Genomic DNA, 16,336 nt, shown 5'->3' on the forward strand with positions numbered 1-16,336 from the left:
CTGGCCTATCCTTCACCATACAAAAAGCAGCCAAAGTCGCAAGTGAAATTAATCAATGATAGCGAAGCCATCAGTAATGCGACTTATCCCGCTGCGCAAGCAAGCAGAAAGTCCGCGGTAATTATCAGGGAATTTGAGTTATGAATGAAATCATTTCAGCGGCAGTTTTATTGATCCTGATTATGGATCCGCTCGGAAATCTGCCCATTTTCATGTCCGTATTGAAACATACCGAACCAAAACGCCGTCGCGCGATTATGATTCGCGAGCTGTTCATTGCTCTGTTGGTGATGTTCATTTTCCTGTTTGCGGGCGAGAAAATTCTGGTATTTCTTAACCTGCGAGCAGAAACCGTCTCCATCTCCGGAGGCATCATCTTGTTCCTGATTGCCATCAAAATGATTTTCCCCAGCGCCACCGGGAATAGCACCGGGCTTCCGGCAGGCGAAGAACCCTTTATCGTGCCGTTGGCGATTCCACTGGTTGCTGGTCCAACAATTCTGGCATCGTTGATGCTGCTATCGCGCCAGTACCCGAATCAGATGGGGCATCTGGTGATTGCGCTACTGATCGCCTGGGGCGGTACCTTTGTGATTTTGTTGCAGTCTTCGCTGTTTTTACGTCTGCTGGGTGAGAAAGGGGTTAACGCCCTTGAGCGCCTGATGGGACTGATTCTGGTGATGATGGCCACCCAGATGTTCCTCGATGGCGTACGGATGTGGATGAAGGGGTGACGTATTCGTTGCACGCCGGGTGGCGGCTTCGCCTTACCCGGCCTACGGTATGAAATGTACTTGATGTAGGCCCGGTAAGCACAAACGCCACCGGGCAATCAGCGCTGTGAATGTGTTTATGAGAAGCACCTCAATCATGTAGGTAGAAACCTTACCGACCCGCTCTCCCCTCTTTGAACCCGAGCCAGACCAGATGGGGCGCTACTGTCAGTTATTAACGCACCTGCTGATGAGTAAAACGCTGTCTGACGAGATGGAACGCGTGGCGGGTGACTTACTGCAAGATCTGGTGGAATATTTCGCCGATACGCTAAAAGCGCCGCGCTGGCTGAAAACAGAAGAAGGGCTGGTCGTGCTATAAAAAAGCCGGGTAGCGGCTTCGCCTGACCCGGCCTACGATGCGGATATGTACTTGATGTAGGCCCGGTAAGCGCAAGCGCCACCGGGCAACAAGACTCAGCTCAACAGCTGGAAAGCAATCATCCCGACAATTGCACCGACCGTACCGAGGATGGTTTCCATCATCGTCCAGGTCTTCAGCGTTTGTGCTTCCGTTGCACCGGTAAATTTACCGAACAGCCAGAAACCGGCATCGTTCACGTGGCTGACCACAATAGAACCGCCCGCGATACAGATAGACAGTGCCGCCATCTGCGCACCGGAGAAGTTCAGTTGCTCAATCACTGGCATCACCAGACCCACAGCCGTTAAGCAGGCTACGGTCGCGGAACCCTGAATAATACGTACCGCCGCCGCCAGCACAAAGCAGGTAATGGCAATCGGCAAGCCCATACCGGTTAACGCTTCCCCCAAAGCAGGACCGACACCGGAATCCACCAGCACCTGTTTGAACACGCCACCGGCACCAATCACCAGCAGAATAATCCCCGCGGGCTGCAGCGCGTGTCCGCAGATCTCCATCACCCGGTCTTTCGCCATACCCTGACGAATGGCCAGACCATAAATAGCGACCAGACAGGCGACCAGAATCGCAGTGAACGGATGACCGATAAATTCGAACCATTCATACGCAGTAGAACCGACCGGCACAAAGCGTGCGGCGATGGTTTTCAAACCAACCAGCACCAGCGGCAGCAGGATCAGCGACAGGCTGAAGCCAAAGGATGGCATCTTGCCTTCGCCCAGATGCGGCTCGGTAATGTCTTCCGGTACATGCAGTTCAACGTAACGGCTGATAAAGTTGCCCCACAGCGGCCCGGCGATAATCATGCCCGGAATCGCCGCACACAGGCCAATCAGGATCATCCAGCCAAAGTCAGCGTGCATTTGCGAAGCCAGCAGCATTGGCGCCGGCCCTGGCAGCAGGAACGCGGCAGCAGCAGCCACACCCGCAAACAGTGGAATAACCAGCTTCACCAGGTTAGTTCCCGTATGGCGCGCCATCGAGAATGCGACACTTATCAGCAGCACAATCGCCACTTCAAAGAACAGCGGTAGCGCGCAAATCAGGCCGGCCAGGCCGATCGCATAATGCGCACGGCTGTGACCGAAGGATTTCAGCATTTTAACGGCAATCTGATCGACCGCGCCCGTCTCATGCAAAATCTTGCCGAACATCGCCCCCAGCGCCACCACAATCGCCAGAAAGCCGAGCGTGCCTCCCATCCCTTTTTCCATCGTTGCCGCGATTTTATCGAGCGGCATACCGGAAAAGAGACCTGCACCAATGGACACCACCATCAAAGCAACGAAGGCGTGCATACGCGCCTTCATTACTAAAAACAGCAGTAATAAAACGGACCCTACTGCTGTTAAAACAAGCGTTAATGTAGTCACTACTTACTGCCCTGGTTAATAACCTTAATGGTGCTAGCTACCACACCGTCCAGCGGCTGATCGATATCCACTACCAGAACATCGTTTTCATTCGCACCCGGTTCTTCCAGCGCTTCAAACTGAGTTACCAGCATCTGCGTTTTGAAGAAGTGACCTTTACGCGCCTTCAGGCGGCTTTCGATTACGTCAAAATCCCCTTTCAGGTAGATGAAAGAGAGATTCGGGTTACCGTCACGCAGTTGGTCACGATAGTCTTTTTTCAAGGCGGAACAGACGATCAGCGAAACCTTGTTGGTGCGCTGCATCGCGAAAGCGGCGTCATTCAACGCCTGTAACCACGGTTTACGGTCGTCATCGTTGAGTGGCTCACCGGAAGCCATTTTCATGATGTTGCTGCGCGGATGGAGAAAATCGCCATCAAGAAACGCGGCCTGCAGTTGATGCGCCACTTCGCTGGCGACAGCAGATTTACCGCTGCCCGATACGCCCATCAGAACGTAAACGTGGTGATCATGATTAGTCGTGCTCAAAGCGTTGCCCCCACTGGTACAAGAATCAGGAAATTGTTACGGGTAACTGTTATCGGTAACATTGTCCAGCCGGATAAATAGAGAAGCAATATCCATTCGTGCTCGAAGTGTATAAGTGTGAGCTACTTCAAACTTGTTGGGCTAAATAGATCCGCCCGGTGACAAGGTGAAACCTAAATCTAACATTTTAGGTGTGACTGCCTCACCGCGGATGCGCGCCAGCAAACGTTCTGCGCCAATGCTGCCCATCCGTTCACGCGGCGTGAGCACACTCGCCAGACGCGGCTCCATTACCTGGCCGATATCATGGCCGTGAAAACCGGCAATCGCCATATCATCGGGTATTCTTAATCCCAAACGCTGACATTCAAATGCTGCGCCTACCGCTAAGTCATCGTTGGTACAAAAAACACCGTCCAGCTGTGGATATTCACGCCGCGCCTGACGAATAAGCTCGATACCGGAAGAGTAGGAAGAAGACTGTTCCACCATCACGCTATAGGGCACCAGATTGGCGTCGCGCATGGCCTGTTCGTAGCCCCGCTGTTTGATGATAGTACGTTCATCAAGACGCGCACCAAGATAGGCTACATGACGGTGCCCGCGGGCGATAATAGCGGCCGTCATCTGACGCGCGGCTTCGAAGTTGTCGAAACCGACGGCGATATCCAGACACGGAGACTGGCTGTCCATCAGCTCAACCACCGGGATACCGGCAACTTCAATCATTTTCAGCGTACGGGGCGTATGGCTACGTTCGGTGAGGATCAGACCATCGATATTCCACGACAGCATTGATTCCAGGCGCTCTTGTTCCATCTCCGGTTTATAGCCGTAGTGCGCCAACATGGTTTGATAGCCATGGGCGTCGGTGACGGCTTCTATGCCGCGCAGGACTTCAGCAAAAACCTGGTTGGTGAGAGACGGTAACAGCACGCCAATTGCACGGCTGGTGGCATTAGAAAGGATATCAGGAGCACGATTGGGAATATAACCCAGCTCATCAAGTGCAGCGGCAATTTTGCCCCGCAGCGCCACGGAGACCTGCTCCGGGTTACGCAAAAAGCGACTGACCGTCATTTTAGTCACGCCCACGCGGTCGGCTACATCCTGAAGTACGGGTCTTTTCTTTTTCATCGTCCTGAAGCGTTAAAAAGGGATAGATATCCCCAGTTTACCACGGACGTGCGAGAACCTTTGCAGAGAAAAAAAGGAGTTTTTATTGTGATAAATACACAAAATCATTCGAGTTGCATCAAGGCGGCGACGCAGTGAATCCCCGGGAGCGTACATTAAGTACGCGACCGGGGTGAGCGAGGAAAGCCAACACAGATGCGGCTTGAAGGATGACGTGTATTTTTATACTGGTGGCAGGTCAAACAGTAACACTTCGCTGTCGCTGTCGGCATGAATCGAAATTGCCTGTTCATCCCAGATTGCCAGACCGTCGCTGGTAGTGGCTTTCGTCCCATTAATGGTGACGTTACCTTTTACCACCTGGATCCAGACGCGGCGTTCAGCGGCGATTTGATGCACCGACTGTTCATCTTTAAGCAGCGCCCAGCGATACAACTCCATATCCTGATACACTTTCAGCGAACCCTCTCGTGCATCCGGTGACAGCACCAACTGTTTGCCCTGAACAGCATCGAAACGACGTTGCTCATAACGCGGTGTAATGCCATTTTCCTGCGGAATGATCCAGATCTGATACAGGTGCAGCTTCTCAGTGTCGCTCGGGTTGTACTCCGAATGACGGATCCCCGTCCCGGCACTCATAATCTGGAATTCACCTGCCGGAACCTGCTCCTTATTGCCCATGCTGTCCTGATGTTCTACTGCGCCTTCCAGCACGTAGGTCAGAATTTCCATGTCTTTATGGGGATGAGTACCAAAACCCTGACCTGCGTCGATTACGTCATCGTTGATCACGCGCAGTGCCGAGAACCCCATAAAATTCGGGTCATAGTAGTTGGCAAAAGAGAAAGTATGCCAGGAATCGAGCCAACCATGATTAGCATGACCACGGTCGTTAGCTTTGCGTAAATAGATCATTGTGTTCACCCCCAGATGTTTTCGATGGAGTAAGTGTGGACTCAATCCGGTCGGGATCATAGAGGGTGAAAATTGACTCCTCTGTTCAAAAAATATGAACAATCCCAGAGGAGTCCATCAACGCTATTTAGCGAGGGTTATCGTGGCAGGCGTTGCCTGTTCAAAGGCGCGTTCGAGGATTTCCAGGTTGGTGAGAACTTCAGATTCCTTGACGTAATTAGGTGTACCCACTGTCAGCGTCTGATACAGCGCATCATAGACGCGGCCATAGTCGCCGACTTCCGGTTTCACCTCTTCTTTCACTGAGACGCCTTCATCATTGATGTACTCCAGCAGCCCAATGGAGTCGTCAGCGGCAAAACCGGGTTCTCCCGGCATGATATTGGCCTTCAGGCTGGTTTCCTGCTGATCGATGCCATACTTCACAAACGAGCCTTTTGTACCGTGGACGATAAACTTCGGATAATCGATTTTCACCAGATGACTGGTTTTGACAATGGCTTTCAGGTCACCGTAAAACAGCTGCGCTTCAAAAGTATCGTCTGGGTTCGCTTTGTTACGCAGGCTACGGATGTCGTAGGCCACATGGTCGGGGCGGCCGAACAGGGAGATAATTTGATCCATGGTGTGTACGCCCAGACCATAAAATGCGCCGTCCTGAGGCAGACCTGGTTTGGTTTCAGCGACCGGGCGGTAATAGTCAAAATGGCTTTCAACTTCAACAATCTCGCCCAACTTGCCGCTCTCAATCGCCTTTTTCGCGGTGAGGAAACAGGAGTCAAAACGACGATTCTGATATGGCGTAACGGTCAATCCCTTGCTTTGCGCTAGCTCAAACAGCTCTTTGGCTTGCGCAAGCGTCGGGGTAAAGGGCTTCTCAACCAGCACGCTTTTCCCGGCTTCCAGCGCACGTTTGGCGTATTCGAAATGGCTGTCAGCATGTGTACAGACGATCACCAGTTTCACCTGTGGATCATTTAAGATCTCGTCGAGGTCGCTGGTAAAGTGGATATGTGAATACTGCGGCGCCTGCTCTTCCGGTTTCGCGTTGCGGCGAAAAATATGTGCGACATGCCAGCTATCTTTGCGGTTCAGGACATAAGGTAAATGGTAGCGAGTGGTACTTTTGCCAAAACCAATAAATGCGCAATGTAAGGCCATGAGACAATCCTTCTGAAGGTGAATGTCTACACCATAGCGCAAAGCGGCTGGAGACTGAATCCATCCTGTCATCGTGCCGGATGCGGCGTTGCCTTATCCGGCCTACAAAACTGAATCCATCCTGTTATCATGCCGGATGCGGCGTTGCCTTATCCGGCCTACCGCATTATACAGCCAAAAGATCGGGCGTAAGTGGCGTAGGCAGATTATTCACGGCCTGCGCGCAGCAACCGGAGCGTACACAGAGTACGTGAGGATTGCGAGCACAGCCCGGGATTAAGCTGGCAAGCAAACTAGCCCGAAACCCAGCCCAAAAAAAAAGCCAGCAAAAGCTGGCTAAAGTAATACTGGAAGCAATGTGAGCAATGTCGTGCTTTCAGGTTCTCCGTAGGGGTTCCCCTGAATGCAGAGCAATAATAATCATTCTCATTCGCACTTGTCTACTTATTTTTGCAAAAAAATGCAGTTGACGGAATTTTCTTTCTCAGCGAGTGTAAATACACAATTACCCCTGCAGGAGATAAGGAATGAGTGAGATAGTGATACGCCACGCTGAACCAAAAGATTACGACGCTATTCGTCAGATCCATGCGCAGCCGGAGGTGTACCACAACACGCTACAGGTTCCTCATCCTTCCATGGAGATGTGGCAAGTGCGACTCGCCGAGCAGCCCGGCGTCAAACAGCTGGTTGCCTGCATCGATGATATCGTCGTGGGACATCTTTCCATTGCCGTCGCCCAACGCCCGCGCCGCAGCCACGTCGCTGATTTTGGTATCTGTGTTGATGCTCGTTGGCAGAACCGCGGCGTTGCCAGCGCCCTGATTCGCACAATGATCGACATGTGCGACAACTGGCTGCGCGTCGATCGTATTGAGCTAACGGTGTTTGTTGATAATGAGCCTGCGGTCGCAGTCTATAAGAAGTACGGCTTTGAAATCGAAGGCACCGGCAAGAAATATGGCCTGCGCAACGGTGAGTACGTTGATGCTTACTTTATGGCGCGCGTGAAATAACGGGTAAGAAACCACCAAGAAGCACTCGCCGGGCCTGCATCAACGGCAGACCCGGCAATACCATCAATATCCCGCCGTTAAATCATCCACGGAACGCGGGTCGGACGCGCCATACAGTGCGCCATCCGGTCCAACCATAATGCTCTGAGTGCTGCCCATTGCTTCTTTCAGCACCACTTTCTGTCCTTTTTGCTCCAGCAACTTGAGCGTGTCCGGACTAAAGCCCTTCTCGACACGAAGCTCATCCGGTAACCACTGATGATGGAATCGCGGCGCGTTGGTGGCTTCGGCGACGTTCATCCCAAAATCAATGCTGTTGACCACCATTTGCAGTACGGTAGTGATAATTCGACTCCCGCCAGGGCTGCCGGTCACCAGCCAGGTTTTCCCGTCTTTAACCACAATTGTCGGCGACATCGACGACAACGGACGTTTCTTCGGTCCGACGGCGTTGGCATCGCCGCCCACCAGTCCGTAAACGTTCGGCACACCCGGTTTAGCAGAGAAATCATCCATCTCATTATTGAGCAGAATACCGGTGTTACCCGCCACAATACCGGTTCCGAAGGTGGTATTCAGGGTATAGGTCACCGCCACGGCATTACCGCCTTTATCCACCACCGAGAAGTGAGTGGTCTGGTTACTTTCATAGGGAGCAAGTTTGCCAGGCTTGATTTGGCTGGAAGGCTTTGCTTTGTTGATATCAATCTGATCGGCAAGCGTTTTAGCATAGGCTTTGTTGGTCAGCGCCTGCCACGGCACTTTCACAAAATCCGGGTCGCCCAGATATTCGGAACGGTCGGCGTAAGCATATTTCTCCGCTTCAGCCATAACCTGCATGGCGTCGGCGCTGCCAAACCCGTACTTCTTCATATCGAAGTTTTCGAGAATATTGAGGATCTGCACGATGTGAATACCGCCAGAGGACGGCGGCGGCATCGAGAAGACCTGATAACCACGGTAGTCACCGCTGATTGGCGCACGCTCTACGGCTTTGTAGTCAGCTAAGTCCGCTTTGGTGATAAGCCCACCGTTCTTCTTCATCTCCTCGGCTATCTGATCGGCAATAGCCCCTTTATAAAACGCATCAGGGCCATTCTCGGCAATCATTTCCAGGCTTTTCGCCAGATTCTTTTGCACCAGCTTGTCGCCCTTTTTCAGCGGCTCGCCGTCCTTCCAGAAAATGGCTTTGCTGTTCTCGTGATTAGGGAGCACTTCGCTGCCATAGGTTTTCAGATCGTCGGCCAGCGCGTCATTAACCACAAAGCCCTCTTCCGCCAGCTTCATTGCCGGACGTACCACTTTATTCAACGGCAGCGTACCGTATTTCTCCAGCGCCAGCGAGAAACCCGCCACGGTGCCCGGCGTACCGGAAGCCAGATGCGACGTCAGCGACTTTTTCGCATCGGCGTTACCCTGTTCATCAAGGAACATATCGCGAGTCGCGCCAGCTGGCGCCATTTCACGGAAATCAATTGCTGTCGTCTTCCCGTCTTTGGTGCGCAGCATCATAAAGCCGCCACCACCCAGGTTACCCGCCTGCGGATGCGTCACCGCCAGCGCATAACCAACGGCGACGGCAGCATCGACGGCATTACCGCCCTGTCTGAGAATATCAACCCCAACCTGCGTGGCCAGCGCATCCACGGAAGCCACCATCCCCTGCTGCGCACGCACAGGATGGAACACATCTTCTTCAACACCGTAGGATACCGGTGGCGGCGCAGCCGGTGCTGCCGCAACGCTAAAACAACTTCCTGAGAGCAGAGCAGCAATGGCCACCCGGCGTAAAAACGTCGGTTTTATCATCGTTATTCTCCAGATGTATGGGGGTCGGCCCCCACTAAGCCTGGTGCATAACTCTGAAATAATCATCGTAACGGCGAGAAAGGAGTAAACTTAAGAGATCCCCGAGAGGAGAAAAGCGATGAAACGACTCTTACTTTTAGCCATGCTATTGCCGTTTGCAGGCTTTGCACAGCCAATCAACACCATGAATAACCCGAATCAACCCGGTTATCAGATCCCGAGTCAACAGCGTATGCAAACACAAATGCAAACGCAGCAAATTCAGCAGAAAGGGATGCTCAACCAGCAGTTGCAAACGCAGACACGCATGCAGCAACAGCATATGGAAAACCAAATCAACACCAACTCCCAGCGAGTACGTCAGTCTCAGCCAGGTGAGTTGAATTCCGGTCAGCAGCAAATGCTGCCCAACAGCAATGGCGGGATGTTAAGCGGAACGCATAACCCGGACAACTCGCTGAATAAACAGCAACAGATGCTGCCGGAAAAAAAGAATGGCGACATGCTAAAACCATCCAGCACGCCGCAACCTAACGTTCCGTTAAAAACGCTTGGACCTTAACAGGGCTGGAAATCCGGCCCGATGACATCAATCGCATCGGTACAGATGCAGTCTACTCCCCAGCGTAGCAGTTCTGCCGCACGCTGGGGTCGGTTGACGGTATACACCAGAATCCGCAGCCCCGCATCGCGCAACGCATCCACACGCGCCTCATCCAGCAGCTTATGATTAAGATGAATAGAGACACAGCCCAACCGGGTGGTGAGCTCTCGCCAGTCATCACGCCACTCATCAAGCAGCAAACCACGCGGTAGCTCAGGCACCGCCAGTTGCGCCGCTTCAAGTGCATCAATTTCAAACGATGACAGCAGCGGCGGCGTCATTCCCGCCCACAGTTCACGCGCGGCCAGTGCCACGGCTTTGCCGGTCAGCGTCCCGGTTCCGGTGGTCGGTTTGATTTCAATATTCGCCATCATGCCATGCTGGCGGCAGCGCTCCGCCACCTGGGAGAGCAGCGGCAATGGCTCGCCTTTAAACTCACCGCTAAACCAGCCGCCGGCATCAACACGCAGAAGATCCTGCCAGTTCAATTCACCCGCAACGCCCCAGCCGTTGCTGGTACGTTCCAGATTGTCGTCATGCAGCAGAAAGATCTCACCGTCTTTCGACAATTTGGCATCAAATTCAATCATGGTGTGACCGTATCGCGCCCCCACGTCAATCGCCGCCAGGGTATTTTCCGGTGCCAACTTACCGCCACCACGATGGGCGACAATATGGGGATAAGGCCAGTTACTCATACGCGTTGTCCTGTTTCGCCATCAAAGAGATGCAAATGATTGTCTGGCAGATGCAGCCATAGCGTGCTGCCTGCCGTCGGGCGATGCTGATGCGCCAGTCGCACCACCAGCTTTTGCTCACCCCAGCGTCCGTGTGCCAGGTTATCTGCGCCCAGCATTTCCAGCGTATCTAACACCAGCGGCACGCCGCCTTCGGCCTGCGAGCTTAGCGCAATATGCTCCGGGCGGATACCCAGCGTCATATTACGCCCACCAGACTCCCTGGCGCTTCTACCAAGCGGTAACGTCATACCGCCTTCCAGTTCAAAATGCGTGCCAGACGCACTTACGTACCCATCCAGCAGGTTCATGGCCGGGCTGCCGATAAAGCTCGCCACAAAACGACTGGCGGGTTTTTCGTAGACTTCCACTGGCGTGCCAATCTGTTCAGCAATGCCCTTGTTCATCACCAGCACACGCTGGGCCAGCGTCATCGCCTCAACCTGATCGTGTGTGACGTACAACGAGGTGGTTTTCAGTCGGCGATGCAGATGTTGTAACTCAAGACGCATCTGCACACGCAGCTTTGCATCAAGGTTTGAAAGCGGTTCATCGAACAGGAAAACCGCCGGGTCGCGGACAATCGCCCGCCCCATCGCCACACGCTGACGTTGGCCGCCAGAAAGTTCACGTGGACGGCGTTTGAGCAGTTCGCCCAACTCAAGAATACGCGCCGCCTCTTTCACCCGTTCGGCAATATGCTCCTTGCCCATTCCCCGAATCTTCAATCCCCAGGCCATGTTTTCTTCCACGCTCATATGCGGGTAGAGTGCATAGTTCTGGAACACCATCGCAATGCCACGATCTTTCGGTTCCATTTCGGTGACGCGCTTATTATCAATCCAGATGTCGCCGCCGCTCACCCGCTCCAGACCGGCAACCATCCGCAGTAGCGTAGACTTTCCGCAACCGGATGGGCCTACCATCACAATGAATTCCCCGTCCGCGACGTCCAGCGTCAGCGGTTTAATCACCTGGGTTTTGCCGTCCCAGCTTTTGGTTACTGCTTGTAGTTTTAAACCAGCCATTTTTATTTCTCACTATCGACCAGGCCGCGTACGAAGGCACGCTGCATGGCTAACACGATGATTACCGGAGGGATGAGCGTCAGCAGCATGGCTGCCATCACCTGGTTCCATTGGGTAGTGCCTTCACCGGTAGCAATCATGCCTTTGATGCCTGCTACGGCGGTGCCCAGGTTAACGTCGGTAATAATTAACAACGGCCACAGATACTGGTTCCAGCCGTAGATGAAGGTGATCACGAACAACGCCGCCAGATTGGTTTTCGACAGTGGCAGCACGATATCGCGGAAAAAACGCATCGGCGACGCACCGTCAATACGCGCCGCTTCAACCAGCTCATCTGGTAGCGTCATAAAGAACTGACGGAACAGGAATGTCGCGGTAGCCGATGCCATGAGCGGCAACGTCAGACCCGCATAACTGTCGAGCATCTTCAGGTTGGCGATAACCTCCACCGTCGGGAAGATACGCACCTCCACCGGCAGCATCAGGGTGATAAAAATCATCCAGAAGAACAGGTTACGCAGAGGAAAGCGAAACCAGACAATGGCGAACGCGGACAGCATAGAGACGGTGATTTTTCCCACCGTAATACTGAATGCCATGATGAAACTGTTGAGCATCATCAGCCAGAACGGTGCGCTATTTACCCCCACACCATTGACCCAAATGTATTTCATGTTTTCCAGCAGTTGTGTGCCGGGCACCAGCGTCATCGGCGTTTCAAACACCGCTTTGTTATCCAGCGTCGCCGCAACAAACGCGACGTACAGCGGAAACAAGATCACCATGATCCCCAGAATCAACATGGTATGGCTGAATATTGTCAGCCCGCGACGATTCTCAATCATTGGTAACGCACCTTACTTTCCACATAGCGGAACTGCACCACCGTCAAAATAATGACGAGGAACATCAGCACGACCGACTGCGCGGCTGATGCGGAGAGATCCAGTCCGACAAAACCTTCACGATAGATTTTATAAATTAGCGTAGTGGTAGCCTGCACTGGCCCACCCGCTGTCGCAGCATCGATCACCGGGAAGGTATCAAAGAAGGCGTAAACCAGGTTCACCACCAGCAGAAAAAAGCTAACCGGCGCGATTAGCGGTAGCGCTAATTTAAAGAAGCGGCGAATCGGCCCAGCGCCATCAATTGCAGCCGCTTCGATCAGTGAACGCGGGATCGACTGCAGTGCGGCAAAGAAAAACAGGAAGTTGTAACTAATCTGCTTCCAGACTGATGCAAACACCACCAGAAACATCGCCTGACCGCTGTTTTGCGCATGGTTCCAGTCATAGCCAAATTCACCGAGAAAATGGGTAATCAGCCCACGTCCTGGGTTGAACAGAAAGATCCACAGCACGGCGGCAACCGCAGGCGCAACGGCGTAGGGCAACAGCATCAGCGTTTGATAAAAACGGCTTCCGCGTACCACATAATTCACCAACGCGGCAAAAAATAACGACACCAACAGGCCGCTTACCGTAACCAACGAGCTGAACTTGATAGTGGTCCAGAACGAATCAAGGTAGTACGGGTCATGGAACAGTGCGACAAAGTTTTCCAGCCCGACGAACTGACTGGAAAGACCAAAGGGATCAACGCTTTGCAGTGAGTACCACAGCGCTTCACCGGCAGGCCAGATAAAGAAAATAACGGTGATAACCAACTGCGGGGCAACCAATGCGTAAGGCAGCCAGCGCGATTTAAACACCGGACGGGATGATGACATGAAGTTTTTATTCCTGAGCAGTGCCGGATGGCGCTGCGCTTATCCGGCCTACGGGTATGAGTAGGCCGGGTAAGGCGTAGCCGCCACCCGGCATTTCACGATTAAGACTTGGTCGATTGCTCAAAGCGGCGCAGTAGCTGGTTGCCACGTTCAACGGCAGCATCCAGCGCCTGTTGCGGGGTTTTCTTCCCGGTCCATACACTTTCCAGCTCTTCATCCACGATGGTACGGATCTGCGGCATATTGCCCAGGCGCAGCCCTTTAGTGAACGGCAACGGCGGCTTGTTCAACATCTGACGAGTTGCGATATCCGCGCCTGGGTTCTTATCATAGAAACCCTGCTCGCGGGTCAGATCGTAGGCGGCGGTGGTGATGGGCAGATAACCTGTTTTCTGATGCCATTCAGCAGCAATTTCAGGTTTTGCCAGGAAGTTGAGGAACTCCGCGACGCCCTGGTAGGTTGCTTTGTCTTTACCCTGCATCACCCACAGACTGGCGCCACCAATAATGGCGTTCTGCGGTGCACCTTTCACATCAGCATCGTATGGCATCATACCAACGCCATAGTTGAATTTAGCGTAGTGGCGGATATCCGCCAGAGAGCCGGACGATGCTGTGGTAATCGCACAATCACCGTTGTAGAACTTCTCGGTGGATTCATCTTTACGCCCGAAATAGCTGAAATCGCCCTTTTTATTCAGCTCTTCCAGCAGCGCGATATGTTTCACCTGCTCCGGCTTGTTGAACTCCAGTACTGCATCAGTACCGTCAAAACCGTTATTTTTAGTCGCAACCGGTAATCCGTTCCAGGCGCTGAAGTTTTCAATCTGGATCCAGCCCTGCCAGCCGCTGGCATACCCGCACTTCATACCTGCGGCTTTCAGCTTCGCGGTGTATTCCGCCAGATCCTGCCAGGTTTTCGGCGGTTGTTCAGGATCTAAACCGGCTTTTTTGAAGGCGTCTTTGTTGTAGTACAGCACCGGAGTGGAACTGTTAAACGGCTGAGAGAGCAAGTGTCCGGTTTTAGAGTCGGTGTAATAACCTGAAACCGTCGGCACAAACTGAGATTCATCGAAGTTAATCCCGGCCTCTTTAAACACTTCATAGACCGGTTTAATGGCTTTGGAGGCCATCATCGTGGCGGTGCCGACTTCATAAACCTGCAGCAGTGCAGGTGCGTTTCCGGTACGGAAGGCGGCAATACCCGCGCTCAGACTCTGCTCATAGTTGCCTTTGTACTGCGGAACAATTTTGTAGTCAGGATGAGCCTCATTAAAACGTTGCGCCAGTGAATCAACTTCTTTACCCAGTTCGCCTTCCATTGAATGCCAGAACGGGATGGTGGTAACGGCCAGTGCCTGACCTGCAAACGCCAGGCTAAGTGCCAGTCCTAAAGCTGTATATCGTAACGATATCATCGGTTATCTCTCTTGTTGTGCCGTATGCGCGATATCACGCGTTTTATGCTCGCGGGGGTAACATGACATGCTCGAATGACAGAAAAATAACTTTTTTATTACAAAAAAAAGATAGTAAGGCGACAAACAGATGGCAAGGCGGTGACTGTGCTAAGGAAGGAAAGTGGGAGCTGTGACACGTACAGCGAAAGTGCCTACGAACCGCCGGATGGCGATGCTAACGCATCTTATCCGGCCTACAATGGCTTCCGCCGGGGTTATCCTCGCAGGCGGGAGGCTATTTGTTCCAGCGTCAGCTGGCCCGCAGCCGCTTCAACCGTCATGGCGACAAAATCCGGGTTTGCAGGCAAAGCTATCCCGTTACGCTTTAAAAACAGCAACGTAATAAACAAAGCGGTACGTTTGTTACCGTCATTAAAAATATGTCCGCGAGAGATAGCCAGCAAATGCATTGCGGCCAGCAACCACACGTCGGTCACACCTTCATATTCAATTTGATTTAACACCCGATACATCAGCGCTTCAGCACGACCAGGATCGGGCATGCCCGTGACGCCAGGGGTTACACGTAGCAGCCTGTCGTGAAACAGTATTATCTCTTCCGCTGAGATAATTTGTAGGGTCATTTATCCGCCAGCTCCCTGATTTCATTACCATGTACCATCATGATATCGGCAAATTCATCATCAAGCCTTGCGGCCTGATAGCGTTCGAACTCTTCCGCGCTGATGATGACCGCAGGCTTATGACCACGGCGTGTAATGGTGACAGGAACGCCGGTGGCAGCGCTCTCCAGCACTTCCGCCAGATTCTGTCGGGCTTCGCTATAGTTCATGGTACGCATCAAAACCTCCTCACATGTACAACTGAATTGTACAACTACTGTGTACAAAAAAGAAGCATCACTCAGGCTGTGCGAACGTAAATTCCAGCGCTAGTCCCAGGATCTGCATACCATGAATGTTATCTTCCGGAGAAATCGCCACCAGGCTTTCCAGAAACTTGAGTCGCCGTGACTGGGCGTTGATGATGAGTTTTCCCCGTAATGCAGGAAGCTTCAGCGAAGTGATGGGATAAACCACGCGCCCACAGACTTCCACCGGCAGCCTGCGCAAATCGACTTGCTGAAGTACGCCCACAGAGGAATACAGCAGCGCTACAGGCGTTACGGCGAGCAACGGTGAGGGACTAATACTGACAAAATCCAGCAAGAGTTCTGGACGCAGATAGTTCAGCCCATTAAACGAAACCGTGACGCCATCAATTGCGGGCATGGGCTGCACATTAGTTTGACGCGGCGAATCATTCATGCAATTACCATTGATATAAAATATAAATCAAGCTATTGATTATGCAGAATATAGCGTACAAATGCTGGGACAGAACTCGCAATCCCTGAAGGTATGAATGATTGCGTTTCCAGTCTTACTCTCTTCGCCAGCGGCGTTCATATTCGTTCTGTAAACGCTGCTGCTCCCGCCGCTCACGGTCACGCTGGATATCCGATTTTTCATCTTCCCAACCCGGACACACTGAACTGCTGAATACCTCGCAGGGTGAGTTGGATTGTGCTAGCGGGTTGACCGGCTTTTCTTGCCAGATTGCAGGATCGCGCGGATCGAAAGTTTGCTCTTTCACTGCCTGCGCACTGAATGAGCAGGCCACTAGCAGACTTCCAATAGCCATACAGGCGCCTGAACGTGTCATCCTTTCTC

18 protein-coding genes and 1 pseudogene are annotated in these 16,336 nt (G+C 52.7%); 4 read left to right on the forward strand and 15 right to left on the reverse strand.

Annotation, left to right across the window (positions count from 1 at the left end):
* The first annotated feature begins 140 nt into the window (after positions 1-140).
* A complete protein-coding gene (locus NNO02_RS05245; RefSeq protein WP_271454344.1) occupies positions 141-734 on the forward strand; it encodes a YhgN family NAAT transporter in 594 nt (197 codons plus the stop codon).
* Positions 735-876: 142 nt separating this feature from the next.
* Positions 877-1,095, forward strand: a pseudogene (locus NNO02_RS05250) (hypothetical protein); the annotation flags it as partial.
* Between the two features lie 95 nt (positions 1,096-1,190).
* On the opposite strand, the gene gntU reads toward NNO02_RS05250, so the two are convergent.
* From gntU to NNO02_RS05275, 5 genes are all read right to left on the reverse strand, one after another.
* On the reverse strand, positions 1,191-2,531 hold the full coding sequence (gene gntU, locus NNO02_RS05255) for a gluconate transporter (protein WP_137381956.1): 1,341 nt from the start codon (positions 2,529-2,531) through the stop codon (positions 1,191-1,193).
* Positions 2,531-3,061: a gluconokinase gene (gntK, locus tag NNO02_RS05260; protein ID WP_271454345.1), complete on the reverse strand. Its 531-nt coding sequence runs from the start codon at positions 3,059-3,061 to the stop codon at positions 2,531-2,533. Before gntK ends, gntU begins: the two co-directional genes overlap by 1 nt.
* 141 nt (positions 3,062-3,202) lie before the next feature.
* Positions 3,203-4,198, reverse strand: coding sequence for a gluconate operon transcriptional repressor GntR (gene gntR, locus NNO02_RS05265; RefSeq protein WP_038634949.1), 996 nt, complete (start codon positions 4,196-4,198; stop codon positions 3,203-3,205).
* A 222-nt stretch (positions 4,199-4,420) separates the two neighbouring features.
* Positions 4,421-5,116 carry a quercetin 2,3-dioxygenase gene (yhhW, locus tag NNO02_RS05270; protein ID WP_271441372.1) on the reverse strand — a complete coding sequence of 232 codons (696 nt, stop codon included), beginning with the start codon at positions 5,114-5,116 and terminating at the stop codon, positions 4,421-4,423.
* 123 nt (positions 5,117-5,239) lie between these two features.
* Complete coding sequence (locus NNO02_RS05275) at positions 5,240-6,277, reverse strand: oxidoreductase (protein ID WP_271441371.1); 1,038 nt, start codon at positions 6,275-6,277, stop codon at positions 5,240-5,242.
* A gap of 527 nt (positions 6,278-6,804) precedes the next feature.
* On the opposite strand from NNO02_RS05275, the gene yhhY reads away from it, so the two are divergent.
* Complete coding sequence (yhhY, locus tag NNO02_RS05280; RefSeq protein ID WP_137381960.1) at positions 6,805-7,293, forward strand: N-acetyltransferase; 489 nt, start codon at positions 6,805-6,807, stop codon at positions 7,291-7,293.
* Between the two features lie 63 nt (positions 7,294-7,356).
* Here yhhY and ggt read toward each other — a convergent pair whose 3' ends face one another.
* On the reverse strand, positions 7,357-9,102 hold the full coding sequence (gene ggt / locus NNO02_RS05285) for a gamma-glutamyltransferase (RefSeq protein WP_271454346.1): 1,746 nt from the start codon (positions 9,100-9,102) through the stop codon (positions 7,357-7,359).
* Between the two features lie 118 nt (positions 9,103-9,220).
* Between ggt and NNO02_RS05290 the strand changes: the two genes are divergently transcribed.
* On the forward strand, positions 9,221-9,664 hold the full coding sequence (locus tag NNO02_RS05290) for a DUF2756 family protein (RefSeq protein WP_202037535.1): 444 nt from the start codon (positions 9,221-9,223) through the stop codon (positions 9,662-9,664).
* Here NNO02_RS05290 and ugpQ read toward each other — a convergent pair.
* The 9 genes from ugpQ to NNO02_RS05335 all read right to left on the reverse strand — a co-directional run bounded on the left by ugpQ (position 9,661) and on the right by NNO02_RS05335 (position 16,328).
* On the reverse strand, positions 9,661-10,404 hold the full coding sequence (gene ugpQ / locus NNO02_RS05295; protein WP_271448678.1) for a glycerophosphodiester phosphodiesterase: 744 nt from the start codon (positions 10,402-10,404) through the stop codon (positions 9,661-9,663). The genes NNO02_RS05290 and ugpQ overlap by 4 nt on opposite strands.
* Positions 10,401-11,471, reverse strand: a complete 1,071-nt coding sequence (locus NNO02_RS05300; protein ID WP_271441368.1) for a sn-glycerol-3-phosphate import ATP-binding protein UgpC — start codon at positions 11,469-11,471, stop codon at positions 10,401-10,403. The genes ugpQ and NNO02_RS05300 overlap by 4 nt, the downstream gene beginning before the upstream one ends.
* 2 nt (positions 11,472-11,473) lie before the next feature.
* Entirely contained in the window at positions 11,474-12,319 is an 846-nt protein-coding gene (ugpE, locus tag NNO02_RS05305) for a sn-glycerol-3-phosphate ABC transporter permease UgpE (RefSeq protein WP_137381964.1), read from the reverse strand.
* Positions 12,316-13,203: a sn-glycerol-3-phosphate ABC transporter permease UgpA gene (gene ugpA / locus NNO02_RS05310; protein WP_271441367.1), complete on the reverse strand. Its 888-nt coding sequence runs from the start codon at positions 13,201-13,203 to the stop codon at positions 12,316-12,318. Before ugpA ends, ugpE begins: the two co-directional genes overlap by 4 nt.
* Positions 13,204-13,304: 101 nt before the next feature.
* Positions 13,305-14,621 carry a sn-glycerol-3-phosphate ABC transporter substrate-binding protein UgpB gene (gene ugpB, locus NNO02_RS05315; RefSeq protein WP_271454347.1) on the reverse strand — a complete coding sequence of 439 codons (1,317 nt, stop codon included), beginning with the start codon at positions 14,619-14,621 and terminating at the stop codon, positions 13,305-13,307.
* A gap of 257 nt (positions 14,622-14,878) precedes the next feature.
* A complete protein-coding gene (locus tag NNO02_RS05320) occupies positions 14,879-15,247 on the reverse strand; it encodes a type II toxin-antitoxin system death-on-curing family toxin (RefSeq protein ID WP_271448680.1) in 369 nt (122 codons plus the stop codon).
* A complete protein-coding gene (locus tag NNO02_RS05325; RefSeq protein ID WP_271448681.1) occupies positions 15,244-15,465 on the reverse strand; it encodes a type II toxin-antitoxin system Phd/YefM family antitoxin in 222 nt (73 codons plus the stop codon). Before NNO02_RS05325 ends, NNO02_RS05320 begins: the two co-directional genes overlap by 4 nt.
* A gap of 58 nt (positions 15,466-15,523) precedes the next feature.
* Positions 15,524-15,931, reverse strand: coding sequence for a dTDP-glucose pyrophosphorylase (locus NNO02_RS05330; protein ID WP_271454348.1), 408 nt, complete (start codon positions 15,929-15,931; stop codon positions 15,524-15,526).
* 115 nt (positions 15,932-16,046) lie between these two features.
* Entirely contained in the window at positions 16,047-16,328 is a 282-nt protein-coding gene (locus NNO02_RS05335; RefSeq protein ID WP_271454349.1) for a hypothetical protein, read from the reverse strand.
* Positions 16,329-16,336: the final 8 nt, after the last annotated feature.

Source organism: Citrobacter sp. Awk 2, assembly GCF_028069815.1.
Classification (GTDB): domain Bacteria; phylum Pseudomonadota; class Gammaproteobacteria; order Enterobacterales; family Enterobacteriaceae; genus Citrobacter.